The organism is Streptomyces inhibens (genome assembly GCF_022221585.1).
Taxonomy (GTDB): domain Bacteria; phylum Actinomycetota; class Actinomycetes; order Streptomycetales; family Streptomycetaceae; genus Streptomyces; species Streptomyces inhibens.
This window is the reverse complement of record NZ_CP084681.1, coordinates 1,860,674-1,875,020: the sequence shown is the minus strand read 5'-3', so window position 1 is coordinate 1,875,020 and position 14,347 is coordinate 1,860,674. Positions and strand designations below refer to the sequence as shown.

At 71.3% G+C, this 14,347-nt stretch carries 12 protein-coding genes; 8 read left to right on the top strand and 4 right to left on the bottom strand.

What is annotated here, in order from left to right; genetic code table 11:
* Nucleotides 1-72 precede the first annotated feature (72 nt).
* From KI385_RS08740 to KI385_RS08725, 4 genes are all read left to right on the top strand, one after another.
* The gene (locus KI385_RS08740) at nt 73-492 is read left to right on the top strand and encodes a thioredoxin family protein (RefSeq protein ID WP_238571643.1); all 420 of its coding nucleotides are present in this window, start codon (nt 73-75) and stop codon (nt 490-492) included.
* A gap of 225 nt (nt 493-717) precedes the next feature.
* Nucleotides 718-1,224, top strand: coding sequence for a flavin reductase family protein (locus KI385_RS08735; protein WP_238577621.1), 507 nt, complete (start codon nt 718-720; stop codon nt 1,222-1,224).
* A gap of 212 nt (nt 1,225-1,436) precedes the next feature.
* A complete protein-coding gene (locus tag KI385_RS08730; protein ID WP_238571642.1) occupies nt 1,437-2,222 on the top strand; it encodes an electron transfer flavoprotein subunit beta/FixA family protein in 786 nt (261 codons plus the stop codon).
* Between the two features lie 51 nt (nt 2,223-2,273).
* Entirely contained in the window at nt 2,274-3,236 is a 963-nt protein-coding gene (locus tag KI385_RS08725) for an electron transfer flavoprotein subunit alpha/FixB family protein (protein ID WP_238571641.1), read from the top strand.
* 98 nt (nt 3,237-3,334) lie between these two features.
* Here KI385_RS08725 and KI385_RS08720 read toward each other — a convergent pair whose 3' ends face one another.
* Both KI385_RS08720 and KI385_RS08715 read right to left on the bottom strand, forming a co-directional pair.
* Nucleotides 3,335-3,649, bottom strand: coding sequence for a putative quinol monooxygenase (locus KI385_RS08720; protein ID WP_238571640.1), 315 nt, complete (start codon nt 3,647-3,649; stop codon nt 3,335-3,337).
* A gap of 52 nt (nt 3,650-3,701) precedes the next feature.
* Nucleotides 3,702-4,220 carry a DinB family protein gene (locus KI385_RS08715; RefSeq protein ID WP_238571639.1) on the bottom strand — a complete coding sequence of 173 codons (519 nt, stop codon included), beginning with the start codon at nt 4,218-4,220 and terminating at the stop codon, nt 3,702-3,704.
* A gap of 196 nt (nt 4,221-4,416) precedes the next feature.
* On the opposite strand from KI385_RS08715, the gene KI385_RS08710 reads away from it, so the two are divergent.
* Nucleotides 4,417-5,727 (top strand): DUF6986 family protein, encoded by a 1,311-nt coding sequence (locus KI385_RS08710; protein ID WP_238571638.1) that lies wholly within the window; start codon nt 4,417-4,419, stop codon nt 5,725-5,727.
* Nucleotides 5,728-6,069: 342 nt separating this feature from the next.
* Here the strand turns inward: KI385_RS08710 and KI385_RS08705 are convergent, their stop codons facing one another.
* Nucleotides 6,070-7,110 carry a LacI family DNA-binding transcriptional regulator gene (locus KI385_RS08705; protein WP_238571637.1) on the bottom strand — a complete coding sequence of 347 codons (1,041 nt, stop codon included), beginning with the start codon at nt 7,108-7,110 and terminating at the stop codon, nt 6,070-6,072.
* Nucleotides 7,111-7,252: 142 nt separating this feature from the next.
* Between KI385_RS08705 and KI385_RS08700 the strand changes: the two genes are divergently transcribed.
* Together KI385_RS08700 and KI385_RS08695 are read left to right on the top strand one after the other, a co-directional pair.
* Nucleotides 7,253-8,209 carry an ROK family protein gene (locus KI385_RS08700; protein ID WP_238571636.1) on the top strand — a complete coding sequence of 319 codons (957 nt, stop codon included), beginning with the start codon at nt 7,253-7,255 and terminating at the stop codon, nt 8,207-8,209.
* Between the two features lie 240 nt (nt 8,210-8,449).
* Complete coding sequence (locus KI385_RS08695) at nt 8,450-10,603, top strand: serine/threonine-protein kinase (RefSeq protein WP_281066976.1); 2,154 nt, start codon at nt 8,450-8,452, stop codon at nt 10,601-10,603.
* A 136-nt stretch (nt 10,604-10,739) separates the two neighbouring features.
* Here KI385_RS08695 and KI385_RS08690 read toward each other — a convergent pair whose 3' ends face one another.
* Complete coding sequence (locus KI385_RS08690) at nt 10,740-12,809, bottom strand: NPCBM/NEW2 domain-containing protein (protein WP_238571635.1); 2,070 nt, start codon at nt 12,807-12,809, stop codon at nt 10,740-10,742.
* 269 nt (nt 12,810-13,078) lie between these two features.
* Here KI385_RS08690 and KI385_RS08685 point away from each other — a divergent pair, with 269 nt between their 5' ends.
* Nucleotides 13,079-14,335, top strand: coding sequence for an ABC transporter substrate-binding protein (locus tag KI385_RS08685; protein WP_238571634.1), 1,257 nt, complete (start codon nt 13,079-13,081; stop codon nt 14,333-14,335).
* Nucleotides 14,336-14,347: the final 12 nt, after the last annotated feature.

The following is a 14,347-nucleotide window of genomic DNA, read 5'->3' as shown; positions in this document are numbered from 1 at the left end:
CCCACCCTCTCGCAGACCGGGCCGCCCGCGGCGCCGGGAATCTTTGCGGTCTCATGAACGCTGGACCCGTCGATGACTGGACTCATGGTGTGCATCGCGGTGCTCGCGGCGGCGAGTGTCTTCGGCGTGTGGCACCAACGCCGCAATGGGAGGCTGACGGTGCGGGAGCGGGACGACACGGCGCGGCTGGGCGCCGCCGAGATCGGCGTGGAGCTGGGGGAGCGGGCCACCCTGCTGCAGTTCTCCAGCGCCTTCTGCCAGCCGTGCCGCGCCACCCGGCGCACCCTCACCGAGATCGCCGGGATGGTCGACGGGGTGACCCATGTCGAGATCGACGCGGAGGCCCATCTGGACCTCGTACGGAATCTGAACATCCTGCGGACCCCCACCGTGCTGGTGCTCGACGCGAAGGGCGCGATCGTCCGCCGCGCCTCCGGGCAGCCCCGCAAGGCCGATGTCATCGCGGCGCTGGGTGCGGCCGTCCGTGATTGATCTCCCAGATGCCGGACGTGCCTTGACGCTGTGGGTCACGAATCGTCACTCTGACGTGATGCGGCCAGGACTCCTTCTCTACGGACGCGCCCACGTCGACCTTCTGCGGACTGCCAGTGCCCGCTGTCCGGGCGTGTGAGCAGCGACGACATCACCGCTGCCGGCAGCCGCACGGCCGTCGGCGGCTCCGCCCGGGCCCGTACTCCTCAGCAGAAGGACAACTCCATGACGGTCTCGCCCGACCTCGGCGCGCCTCGTACCGCCTCCCCTGAACTCCTGCGTTCCGCCTTCCGGCAGCACGCCGCCGGCGTCGCCGTGATCACCGCACACGGCTCCCGCCCGGTCGGCTTCACCGCCACCTCCCTGACCTCCGTCGCCGCCGAACCGCCGCTGCTCTCGTTCGGCATCGGCACCGGCTCCTCCAGCTGGCCGGCCGTCTCCGAGGCCGAGCACATAGGCGTCCACATACTCGGCGAGCACCAGCAGGAGCTGGCCGCCACCTTCGCCCGCAGCGGCGCCGACCGCTTCGGCCCCGCCACCTCCTGGCGCACGGGCCCCGAGGGCGTCCCCCTTCTGGAGGGCGTGCTCGCCTGGCTGGTGTGCAAGGTCGTCGCGCGGGTGCCGGCCGGCGACCACCGCATCGTGCTCGCCCAGCCGCTCGTCGGCGACCCCGCGGGGCCCGGCCGTCCGCTGCTGTACCACCAGGGCCGCTTCAACGCGCTGCGGGACTGACCGGTTCCCGCGGCGCTTCGTCATTCCCCCGTCAGGGCCGTTGGCAAGGTCACATTTCGACGGCCTTGATTCGGGGCATGAGACTGGATGTACTGGCGAGTAATATGACGGTCGGCGTGGGGAACCGCATCCGACCGGGAGCCGCCCCAACAGGCGCCTATGCTGCCAGCACAAGGCAGTTCTGAAGAGACGAAGCAGGTAGGAGAGCCGGCGTGAGCTTGAGGATCGTTGTCTGTGTGAAGTACGTGCCCGACGCCACCGGCGACCGGCACTTCGCCGAGGACCTGACCGTCGACCGTGACGACGTGGACGGTCTGCTCTCGGAGCTCGACGAATACGCCGTCGAGCAGGCCCTGCAGATCAAGGAAGCCGCCGACGACGCGGAGATCACGGTCCTGACCGTCGGTCCCGAGGACGCCAACGACGCGCTGCGCAAGGCCCTCTCCATGGGCGCCGACAAGGCCGTCCACGTCGAGGACGACGACCTGCACGGCACCGACGCGCTCGGCACCTCGCTCGTGCTCGCCAAGGCCATCGAGAAGACCGGCTACGACCTCGTCGTCTGCGGTATGGCCTCCACCGACGGCACGATGGGTGTGCTGCCCGCGCTGCTCGCCGAGCGACTGAACGTCCCTCAGGTCACCCAGCTCTCCGAGGTCGCCGTGGCCGACGGCAAGGTCACCGGCCGCCGGGACGGCGACACCGCCAGCGAGCAGCTGGAGGCCGCGCTGCCCGCCGTTGTGTCCGTCACCGACCAGTCGGGTGAGGCGCGTTACCCCTCTTTCAAGGGCATCATGGCCGCCAAGAAGAAGCCGGTGGAGTCCCTGGACCTGGACGACCTGGACATCGACGCGGACGAGGTCGGCCTCGAGGGCTCCTGGACCAAGGTCGACGACGCTGCCGAGCGACCGGCTCGTACGGCGGGCACGATCGTCAAGGACGAGGGCGAGGGCGGCAAGCAGCTCGCCGAGTTCCTCGCGGGCCAGAAGTTCATTTAAGGCCCGCCACCCTCTCAACCGCCCTCATTCTTCCCGCAGGAGAGCATTCCCATGGCTGAAGTCCTTGTCTACGTCGACCACGTGGACGGTGCCGTCCGCAAGCCCACCCTCGAGCTGCTCACCCTCGCCCGCCGCATCGGCGAGCCGGTGGCCGTGCACCTCGGCCCGAACGCCGACGAGGCCGCGAAGGTCCTCGCCGAGCACGGCGCCGTGAAGGTCCTGGCCGCCGACGCCCCCGAGTTCACCGAGTACCTCGTCGCCCCCAAGGTCGACGCGCTGCAGGCCGCCTACGACGCGGTCTCCCCGGCCGCCGTGCTGCTGCCGTCCTCCGCCGAGGGCAAGGAGATCGGCGCCCGCCTCGCGGTCCGTATCGGCTCCGGCATCATCACCGACGCCGTCGACCTGGAGGCCGGCGACGAGGGCCCGGTGGCCACGCAGTCCGTCTTCGCGGCCTCGTTCACCACCAAGTCCCGCGTCACCAAGGGCACCCCGGTCATCACGGTCAAGCCCAACTCCGCCGCTCCGGAGGCCGCGCCGGCCGCCGGCACCGTCGAGCAGCTCGCGGTGACCGTCGCCGACTCCTCCAAGGGCACCAAGATCGTCTCGCGCACGCCGCGTGAGTCGACCGGCCGCCCGGAGCTGACCGAGGCCGCGATCGTGGTCTCCGGTGGGCGCGGCGTCAACGGCGCCGAGAACTTCCCGGTCATCGAGGCGCTCGCCGACTCCCTCGGCGCGGCCGTCGGCGCCTCGCGCGCCGCCGTGGACGCCGGCTGGTACCCGCACACCAACCAGGTCGGCCAGACCGGTAAGTCGGTCTCGCCGCAGCTGTACATCGCGGCGGGCATCTCCGGCGCGATCCAGCACCGCGCCGGTATGCAGACCTCGAAGACCATCGTCGCCATCAACAAGGACGCCGAGGCGCCGATCTTCGATCTGGTCGACTACGGCGTGGTCGGCGACCTCTTCGACGTCGTCCCGGCCCTCACCGACGAGGTCAAGTCCCGCAAGGGCTGAGCCCGTTCGGCTCGCGGGAGCCCACGGCCACCGCACGAGGCCCCGTACGCGCGGTGCGTACGGGGCCTCGTGCTGCCGTGGCCCGGGCGGGCGGCGACTCAGGTGTTCGGCAGCCTGCCCTTGCCCGGCTCACCGGCCGGTACCGGCTCCAGTACCGCGACATCCACCGGCGAGGCCAGCGCCTCCGCGATCTCCGCGCCCAGCGCCTCCAGGGCCGGTCCGGCCGAGTGCGCGTCGAGGGACGCATGGTCGACCCAGTTCTCCACCACGGTGACCCGGTCCTCGCCGGCGTGCACGGCATAGAGCAGGCAGCCGGGCTCGGCGTGCACGGCGGGTGCGTGCCGGCGGAACGCGGCGAGGACGTCCTCGCGGCGGCCGGGCTTGGTCTTGATGGTGGCGACGACGACGGGCACGGGGCCTCCTGGGGTTGTGGGTGGATGTGATCTTGGAGAGAAAAGAGTGACCTTAGTCGCCCGTCACGCCGTCGATCCGCTCACGCAGCAGATCCGCATGGCCGTTGTGGCGCGCGTACTCCTCGATCATGTGGACGTAGATCCAGCGCAGGTTCAGCGTCCGGCCGCGCGAGGTCGCGAAGGTCTCGTCCAGCCCGCGGTCCGCCACCGCCTTGTCGCAGGCCTCGATCTCGGCGCGGAACGCCGCCACATTCGCCTCGGCGGCGGCCGGGTCGACGTCGTCGAAGTCGGCGTCGATGTTGTCCTCGGTGAAGTAGTGATCACCGATGTCCTCGCCGAGGAAGCGCTTCCGGAACCAGGTGCGCTCGACGTCCGTCAGGTGGCGGACCAGGCCGAGCAGCGTGAGGGTGGACGGCGGGTTGCTCGCCGCGGCGAGCTGGTCGGGCGTGAGTCCGGCGCACTTGGCGAGCAGGGTGTCGCGATGGAAGTCGAGCCAGCCCTGCAGCATCTCCCGTTCGCCGGCCGCGGTCGGGAGGTCTCTGCGCTCGATGGAGGGTGCGATCCAAGTCATGAGGGTGAGTGTCTCGTTGTCGGCCACGGCCCGCCACGGGGTTTTCGGAGGGCGACCGCGGGCCCGTGACCTGCGTCGCCTCGGGTGCGGGGTGTTGACCTCGCCCATCGACCCGGTTAACTTCGCTATACGGATTGTTGATTCCGTTACGCGGAAAATGCTCGATCGTCGGGCGTAAGCACCGGGAGGGTATCGAATGGGGCAGCAGGAGACCGTGGCGACGAGCCTCGCCGACACCGTACGCGAGGGAATCGGAGCCGCCCTCGCAGAGGTGGACGCGGATCTGGCGCGGCGCTACCCCGGCGACCCCGGCACCCGCCAGCCCGTCCACACGGTCTACGTCCCCGGCGACGTCTTCGCCGCCGACACCCTGCGCTCCTGGGGCGATCAGGCGCTCGCCGCCCTCGACGAGCACGCCCCCGACGCCGGCGCGCTCGCCGGCGTCCTCGGCATCCCCGACGAGCTCGCAGGGCCGGTCCACGACCGCGTCCGCGCCAAGCTGGAGCGCGAGCCGATCGAGGACCTGCGGATCGACTTCGAGGACGGCTACGGCCCCCGCCCGGACGCCGAGGAGGACGAGGCCGCGGCCCGCGCCGCCGCCCTGGTGGCCGCCGCCTACCGTGGGGGCACCTCCCGGCCAGAGGCTGGGGGAGGCACCGCGGCCCCTTACATGGGCATCCGGATGAAGTGCATGGAGGCCGCCGTCCGCGACCGCGGCATCCGCACCCTCGACATCTTCCTCACCGGCCTCATGGAGGCCGGCGGCCTGCCCGACGGCCTGGTACTGACGCTCCCCAAGGTCACCTACGTCGAGCAGGTCACCGCCATGGTCCGGCTGCTGGAGGCCTTCGAGAAGGCACGCGGCCTGGAGAGCGGCCGGATCGGCTTCGAGATCCAGATCGAGACCACCCAGTCCATCCTGGGTGCCGACGGCCGCGCCACCGTCGCCCGCATGATCGAGGCCGCCGAGGGCCGCGCCACCTCCCTGCACTACGGCACCTTCGACTACAGCGCCTCCTGCGGCGTCAGCGCCGCCCATCAGTCGCTCGACCACCCGGTGGCCGACTACGCCAAGGCCGTGATACAGGTCGCGGCCGCGGGCACCGGCGTACGCCTCTCCGACGGCTCCACCAACGTCCTGCCGGTCGGCCCGACGACCCAGGTGCACGACGCCTGGCGGCTGCACCACGGCCTTGTCCGCCGCTCGTTGGCCCGCGCCTACTACCAGGGCTGGGACATGCACCCGGCCCATCTGCCCACCCGTTACGCGGCGGTGTACGCCTTCTACCGGGAGGGCCTGGAACAGGCCTCGGCCCGGCTCGCCGCGTATGTGGCCAAGGCCGGCGGCGACGTCATGGACGAGCCCGCCACCGCCAAGGCGCTCAGTGGCTACTTGCTGCGCGGCCTGGACTGCGGCGCCGTGGACACTTCCGAGGTCGCCCGCCTCACCGGCCTGACCCGCGCCGACCTCGACGCGTTGGCGGGGCGGGCGGGGAAGACGGGCTGAGGGGGGCGGGGGAGAGCGCCAAGGCTGCCGAATCGCCGCTTCCGCCGCCGCGGGCCGGGCCGCTTCCGCCTCGGCGAACGGCCCGCCCCCGCCGCAGGAACCCCCCTCCGCCCCGTACACGCAACGCCGCCGTGCGGGCGGCGGTGGCGCTGTCAGTGGCTCGTGCGAGCATGACGGTGGGTTGATTCGGGACCGCAACGGGGGGAGCCGATGAGGTCGGGGTGGGGTGCTGTCGTAGGGCAGTTGACGGTATTTCGGCGAGCGGCTCGACCGGTCCTGGGCAGGGCGGTCCGTTCGGTCACCGGCCGGGCGGCCCGGTTGGTTCTCGGCCGGGCGGTTCGATCAGTCCTCGGCCGGGGGGATTTCGCCCGAGCCGCGGGCGATCAGGCGGGTGGGGATCTCCATCTGCCGGGGCGCGTCGTCGATGCCGTCCAGGCGGCGGAAGAGCAGCCCGGCGGCCGTCCGGCCCATGCGTGCCGGGTCCTGGGCGACGACCGTGATCGCCGGCCGTACGAGATCGGCCAGTTCGAAGTCGTCGAAGCCCACCAGTGCGACGGGGCGCGGGCGTTCGCCGAGGACGCGTACGGCGGTGACGGTGACCCGGTTGTTGCCCGCGAAGAGCGCGGTGACCGGCTCGGGGGCGTCCAGCATGGCGTTGGTGGCGGTGCGTACCCGGTCGGGGGCGGTGGAGCCCAGCGACACCCAGGAGTCGTCCACGGGCAGACCGGCGGCGGCCATCGCGGTGCGATAGCCGCGCAGTCGCTCCCGTGCGGTGTGGATCCGCGGCTGGTCGCCGATGAAGCCGATGCGGCGGTGGCCGTGTGCGATGAGATGGGCCACCGCGTCCTGGGCGCCGCCGAAGTTGTCGGAGAGCACGACATCGGCATCGATCCGGCCGGCCGGGCGGTCCACGAAGACGGTCGCTATCCCGGCCGCGATCTCCGGCTCCAGATACCGGTGGTCGTCACCGGCCGGGATGACGACCAGTCCGTCCACCCGCCGCGCGCACAGCGCCAGCACCAACTCCTGTTCGCGGGCCGGGTCCTCGGCGCTGGAGCCGTTGATCAGCAGCGCACCGTGGCCGCGTGCGACCTCCTCGACGGCGCGGTTGAGGGGGCCGTAGAAGGGGTCGGCGAGATCCTCCAGCACCAGACCGATGCTGGCCGTACGGCCCTTGCGCAGGATCCGGGCGGAGTCGTTGCGGCGGAAGCCCAGGGCCGTGATGGCTTCCTGGACGCGTCGTTCGGTGTCCGGTGTGACGCCCGGTTCGCCGTTGACCACGCGGGAGACCGTCTTGAGGCCGACCCCGGCGCGCGCCGCGACATCCTTCATCGTGGGCCGGGTGCCATAGCGGCGGGACGTGCCCCGCGCGGTGTCGGTCACGGTGTGCGGTCCTGTTTCTGTCGGCGTCGAGGTGTGGCGTCGAGCATAGCCTCTAGACAACGTTGTCAAAGGGGGGAAGACTGGCGTTCTCACGCCGGGCCGGTACCCTCGGCCCCCGGGCCCACCAGGAGATTCCACACCGATGCAGACGGACCTCAGCGCAGCGTTGGACATTGGCGGCACCAAGATCGCCGGCGCTCTGGTGGACGCACACGGCAGACTGCTCGTACGAGCCGCCCGGCCCACCCCGGCCGACAAGGACGGGGCGACCGTGATGCGCGCGGTGGCCGAGGTGGTACGGGAGCTGGCCGCGGGCCCGGACTGGGCGCGGGTGGCGGCCGTCGGCATCGGCAGCGCCGGGCCGGTGGACGCCAAGGCCGGCACCGTCAGTCCGGTCAACATCCCCGGCTGGCGCGGTTTTCCGCTGGTCGCCGGGGTGCGTGCGCTTGTCGGGGAGCGCCCGGTCGTACTCGTCGGTGACGGTGTCGCGATGACCGCGGCCGAGCACTGGCAGGGCGCCGCGCGCGGCCACGCCAATGCGCTGTGCATGGTGGTCTCCACCGGCGTCGGCGGCGGACTCGTCCTCAATGGCCGGCTGCACCCCGGCCCCACGGGCAACGCCGGGCACATCGGCCACATCAGCGTCGACCTGGACGGCGACCCCTGCCCCTGCGGGGCCCGCGGCTGTGTCGAGCGGATCGCCAGCGGCCCCAACATCGCCCGCCGGGCCCTGGCCGACGGCTGGCGGCCGGGCCCCGATGGGGACACCACCGCCGCCGCCGTGGCCGCCGCCGCGCACGCCGGAGACCCGGTCGCCATACGCTCCTTCGAGCGAGCCGCCCAGGCGCTGGCCGCCGGGATCGCCGCCACCGCCACGCTCGTCGAGATCGATATCGCGGTCATCGGCGGCGGTGTCGCGGGCGCGGGAGACGTCCTCTTCGCCCCGCTGCGCTCCGCCCTGCGGGACTACGCGACGCTGTCGTTCGTGTCGGGCCTGACGGTCGTACCCGCCCAGATGGGGACGGATGCCGGAGTGGTGGGCGCCGCCGCGGCCGCCGCGCAACAGTCCCGTCTCGATGCCTTCGTCCCCACACCCTGAGGCCACCACAGGCCCCCGCGCGCCCCTTAGTCTGTTGCCGACCGCGACGTACGCCGTGTGGCACACGGCGTACGGGCCAAGACACGGGTATCGAGGGGATCGGCGACGGTGACACCGGGGGAGCGTGAGCAGGGCGGAGCGGACGCGGCGCATGGGGCGAACGGTGTGAGCGGATCCGGCGAGGCGGGCAGCACCCCCTCGCCGGACACCGGCGGGGGCGCGGGCGGTGCCGGCGACGGCGTGCCCGGTGCCGCCGCCGCGAGTGGGCCCCGGCCCGGCAACGACGCCGATCTGACCGGGCGCCTGCTGGGCGGCCGTTACCGCGTGACCGGCCGGATCGGCCGCGGCGGGATGGGTGTGGTCTGCCGCGCCGTCGACGAGGTGCTGGGCCGCGAGGTCGCGGTCAAGGTGCTGCGCGCCTACACCGACGCCTCCGCCCCGGAGCTGGCCGATCTGCGTACCCGTATGCAGCGCGAGGCGCGGGCCGCGGCCCGTATCCGGCACTCCGGTGTGGTCACCGTCCATGACGTCATCGACGAGGACGGCCGGCCCGTCATCGTCATGGAGCTGGTGGACGGGCCCTCGCTGGACGACGCCCTGGAGCAGCGCGGCACCCTCGACCCCCGGGAGGTCGCCCGGATCGGCGCCCAGGTGATGGACGCGCTGGACGCCGCCCACCAAGCGGGCGTGCTGCACCGCGATGTGAAGCCGGGCAATGTGCTGCTGGAGCGATGGGGGCACCGCCCGGGCTCTGGGGCAGGACGGGTGGTGCTCACCGACTTCGGCATCGCCAGCATCGAGGCCCCGGGCGACGGCGCGACCACGAACATCACCCGCAGCGGCGAACTGGTCGGCTCGCTCGACTACTTGCCTCCCGAGCGGGCGCAGGGCCAGGACCCCACCCCGGCCTCGGACATCTGGTCGCTGGGCATGACGCTGTACGCGGCCGTCGAGGGCGGCGGCGCGCCGTTCCGCCGTACCTCGGTGTGGTCGACGCTCACCGCGATCGTCACCGAAGCACTGCCCGAGCCCCGTAAGGCCGGGCCGCTCACCCCCGTACTGCACGCCCTGATGGCCAAGAACCCGGCCGACCGACCGTCCGCCGCCCAGGCCAGGAGCATGCTGAACGCGGTGGCCGAGGGCCGCGAACCCACGACGCCACCGGCGCCCGGTGCGCCGTATCTGCCCACCGCGACGCATGTACGGCCGGTCGCCCCGCCGCCTCCACCGCAGGAGTTCGGCCCGCAGGCGGGCGGCGGCCAGGCCGCGGCGGCCGCGGGCGCGGGCCCCGCCGGTTCGGCCGACGCGGGCGCGCCGCCGACCAGTTGGATGTCGGGGCCGGGGGCTCAGGGCGCGCCGGTGACCCAGCCCACGCCGCTGCCACCATCGGCGCCGCAGCCCGCATCCTCACAGCAGCCCGTCTCCTCGCCGCACCCCGCCCCCGCGCCGCAGCACAACGCACCGCAGGGGCAGTACGGCGCCACGGGCGGTCAGGCGACAGGCTTTTCGTACGCGACCCCCGGCGCCGCCTGCGACCCGCCCGGCGTGGTGCCCGGTCCACCCGTGGGTGCTACAGGCGCCCACCCGTACCCGGCGAGCCCGCCCGAGCGGGACACCGAGCGGCTGCCCGCCCGCGGGCGCCGTCGTGTGGTGCTGGCCGTGGCGGCGGTGCTCGCCGTGCTCGCGGCCGGCGGCGGGGTGACGTACGCACTGGTCGGCGGCGGTGCGAGCGATACGGTCGCGGACGGCGGGCGGCAGTCGGCGGAGTCGGCCGGGACACCGGGCGGTCCGGGTACGCCGAGTCCGGCCGGCGGCAAGGACGGCAAGGGCGACAAGGAAGACAGCAAGGCCAACGACCAAGGCACGGGTAAGGACGGCGGGAAGGGCGCTTCGTCGTCCGCTTCGGACAAGCCCTCCGGTGGCGGGAAGTCCGGCGACCCCAAGCCCGGTGGTGCGGGCGGGACTTCGGGCGACCAGAGCGGCGACGCGGGCGGCAGCCAGGGCGGCACCGACGGCGGCAGTGGTTCGGGTGGTGCGTCCGGCGGCGGTGCGTCGGGTGGGTCCGGCAGTGGCACCAGCGGTGGCAGTGGCGGCGGCGACCCGACCCCGGGGACATCGTGTGTGTCGATCGGGGGCGGAAAGGCCAACTGCGACGTATGGCGCACCGCGAACTCGTACACCCAGTCCTTCCAGCAGGTCGGCACCCTGAACATGGGTACCAACTACTTCTACTGCCAGGCGAATCTGGGCCGCCGGGAGACGTACGGGAAGTGGACGAATGTCTGGTGGGCCAAGACCGATGACGACAGCGGCAATTCCGGTGTCTATGTCAGCGTGGTCTACCTCAAGGGCGGCGCGAACGACCAACCGATCCCGGGGCTGCCCACCTGCTGAGTTCCGGCGGCGGGTGGCCGGTCAGGCCGGGTGGGCCAGGTGGCCGGGCGGGCCGGGCCGTGAACCCACCCGACCCACCCGACCCACCCGACCCATCCGGCCCTTCTGGCCCTGAACTCCCCCGTCAACTGCCCCGTCAGCAGCTGAACTTGGCGTCGCCCCAGTCGGCATGGTCGTAGTCGATACCGTCCCCGCCGTCGGTCACGACGAGCCGCACGGTCTGGGCTCCGGCGACCGAGGCGCTGACCGCCTTGGCGGCATCCGCCCCGGTCAGCGTGCCGGTCCCGGCGACGCGCCGGCCGTCCGCCCACACCTCGAAGCCGGCCGAGCCCTTGTAGCCGGACTCGTCGTCGATTCCGACCTGGGCGCTGAACGTCGAGCACCGGCCACCGGTGTAGAAGCTGACCTCACTGGGCGCATGGACGCCCAGGCCCCTGGCGAAGCCGGTGCCGCCGATGCTGATCGGCCCGCCGTCGCCGGGCGCGCTCTCCCCGACGCTGCTGTTCTTCTCGACCGGACCCCAGCCGTTGGCGGCGGTGAGCCAGGGCAGCTCGGCGGCGTACGCGGTCCCGGACGGCGGTGGCACCACGACATGGGCCGTGCCGGGCAGGGTGGCGGTGGCCCGTTCGCCGCGTGGCGAGCGGTAGTCGGCGGTGAGCGGCAGATCGTACGTGCCGGGCGCGGCGCCGGCCGGCGCGGTGATCCGCCAGCTGGTGGTGAGCGTCCTGCCGCCGGGCAGTGCGCGTGCCGTCGCGGGCGAGGTGGCCTTGATCTGCCACCCCTGTGGGGCCTTGAGCGTCACCGCGAGGTTCTTGGCGGGGGTGCCGCCGAGGTTACGGACGGTGGAGCGGAGGCCGGCGGGCGCGCCGGCCTCGACCAGCGGCGTACGGTCGGTGCCGGTCTCGACGGCCGGTGGGTAGTCGGCCCAGCGGCGGTCGGCGGAGACCCGGTAGACGGTGGTGCCGTGCGCCGGCACGGTCGCGGAGATGGTGCCCGTGGTGTGGGTGTCGCGGTGCTGCCACAGGTCGCGCAGACGGTAGCCGTCGGCCTGCGGGAGGCCCACGTCCTTGGCGGTGGTGGAGATCTGCTGCGGCTGTCCGGTCTCGTTGAACAGCGCCACCGCGCGGTCACCGTTCGCCAGTTGCCTGACCACCGTCCAGCGGCCGGACTCGGACTTCAGCACGGTCGCCTGCTTGCCCAGTGCGTCCTGGTCGATCGCGATGACGTCCTTGTTGGAGAGGATCTCGAATGTCTCCGGGGTCGCCTTGCGCAGATCGGAGCCGATCAGCAGCGGCGCCGCCATCATCGACCACAGGGAGAAGTGGCTGCGGTACTCGGTGTCGGTCATCCCGCCGTTGCCGACCTCCAGCATGTCCGGGTCGTTCCAGCGCCCGGGGCCGGCGTACGACGCCAGCGGCAGATTCTGCTTCGCGATCTCGAGCATGCTCGACCAGGAGTCGCTGATGTCGCCGGTCGTGCGCCATAGATGCCCTACGTCCGACGCCCACTCCCAGGGCTTGTTCTCGCCCCATTCGCAGATGCTGTAGACGATGGGCCGCCCGGTGGCCTTGAGCGCGTCCCCCATGGTGCGGTACCGCTGCTTGGCGTCCACACCGAGGTTATTGCAGTTGTCGTACTTGAGGTAGTCCACGCCCCAGTCGGCGAACTGCTGGGCGTCGGACTTCTCGTGGCCCAGGCCGCCGGGGAATCCGGCCGGGTTGCACGTCTTGATGCCGGCGCTCGTATAGATGCCGAACTTCAGGCCCTTGGAGTGGACATAGTCGGCCACCGCCTTGATGCCGTTCGGGAAGCGCTGGGGATCCGGTACGAGCTTGCCGTTCCCGTCGCGCGTGGGCAGCGCCCAGCAGTCGTCGAGATTGACGTACTGATAGCCGGCGTCCTTGAGGCCCTTGGCGATGAAGAGGTCGGCGATGCCTTTGACCATCTCCTCGTTGAACTCCGCCCGGCAGTGCGTGGAGTTCCAGTTGTTGAACCCCATGGGGGGCGTCTTGGCGAGACCGTCGGGCAGCCGGGGCGCCGGGGTGGTGTCGGTGGTGTGCGCGGTGTCGGCGGGGCCCGGGGTGTCGGGCGTACGGGCCGCGGCGGGCAGGGCGGTCACCCCGGCCGTACACAACAGCGCGGCGGACAGCGCTCCGACGATTCTTCGATGACCTCGCCGTGGGGTGGTGCGGATGTGAACGCGCATGCTTCGCGTCCTCCGTCTTCGCGAGAGATGTGGTGGGGGCATGTACCGGTCACTGGCGAGTGTTTACGGTAGGGCTTGTTGGAGTCTGTTGGAAGAGGAGCGGTAACGGTTCCTGCTTCGCCTGCCAAAACCCTTGACTCGACCTGCCGTTCGGAGTGAGATCCCACCACTCGCGTTCGGTTCTGTTTGGTTCCACCCCTGAGGAGGGGGACATGGTCCAGTCAACGTTCAGCGGCTCAGACATGCACGGGGAAGCGGCAGGACGTCGGATGTCCCGCCGGACGCTGCTGAGGGGCGCGGCGCTCGGCGCGGGGGCCGTGGCCCTCCCGTCCCTGCTCGCCGCGTGCAGCAGCGGCCCCAGCGGCATCACGATGGGGTCCAACGCCTCGGACGCGGTGCCGAAGAAGGCCTTCGCCGAGGCGTTCACGGCGTACGAAAAGAAGTCAAAGAAGTCGGTGAAGGTCAATACCATCAATCACGAGAACTTCCAGGAGAACATCAACCGCTATCTCCAGGGCACCCCGGACGATGTCTTCATGTGGTTCGCCGGCAACCGCATGCAGTACTTCGCGCAGAAGGGCCTGCTCTCCGATATCAGCGATCTGTGGCGGGACTTCGACGGATTCACCGACGCGCTGAAGAAGCAGTCGACGGGGCTGGACGGCAAGCAGTACTTGGTGCCGTACTACTACTATCCGTGGGCCGTGTTCCACCGGAAGAGCGTCTTCAAGGCGAAGGGGTACGAGATCCCCAAGACCTTCGACCAGTACCGGGCGCTCGCCAAGCAGATGCAGAAGGACGGGCTGGTGCCGTTCGCCTTCGGCGACAAGGACGGCTGGCCGGCGATGGGCACCTTCGACTACCTCAATATGCGCGCCAACGGCTACGACTTCCATATCGCGCTGATGAGCGGCCAGAAATCCTGGAACAGCCCGCAGGTCAAGCAGGTCTTCGACCTGTGGCGCGGGCTGATGCCATATCACCAAAAGGGCGCCAACGGCCGCACCTGGCAGGAGGCCGCACAGACTCTGGCGCAGAAGAAGGCCGGGATGACCGTGCTCGGACTGCCGCACCCCGGCCAGCAGTTCAGCGCCGCCGACCGGGAGGATCTGGACTTCTTCCCCTTCCCGGAAATCGACCCGGCGCACGGCCAGGACGCGGTCGAAGCGCCGATCGACGGATTTCTGATGTCGAAGAAGGCCAAGGACAAGGACGGCGCGAAGGACCTGCTGAAGTTCCTCGCCACGCCCAAGGCGGAAGACATCTACCTCAAGTCGGACCCCAACAACATCGCGGTCAACAGCGGCGCCGACACCGCCGCCTACACCCCGCTGCAGAAGAAGGCCGTCCAGCTCATTTCGGGCGCCAAACAGATATCGCAGTTCATGGACCGTGACACCCGGCCCGATTTCGCCTCGACCGTGATGATCCAGGCGATCCAGCAGTTCCTCAACGCACCGGATGACATCGACGGCCTGGTGAACGACATCGAACGCCAGAAGAAGCAGATCTTCGCCGTCAAGTGACCACTGTCAGCC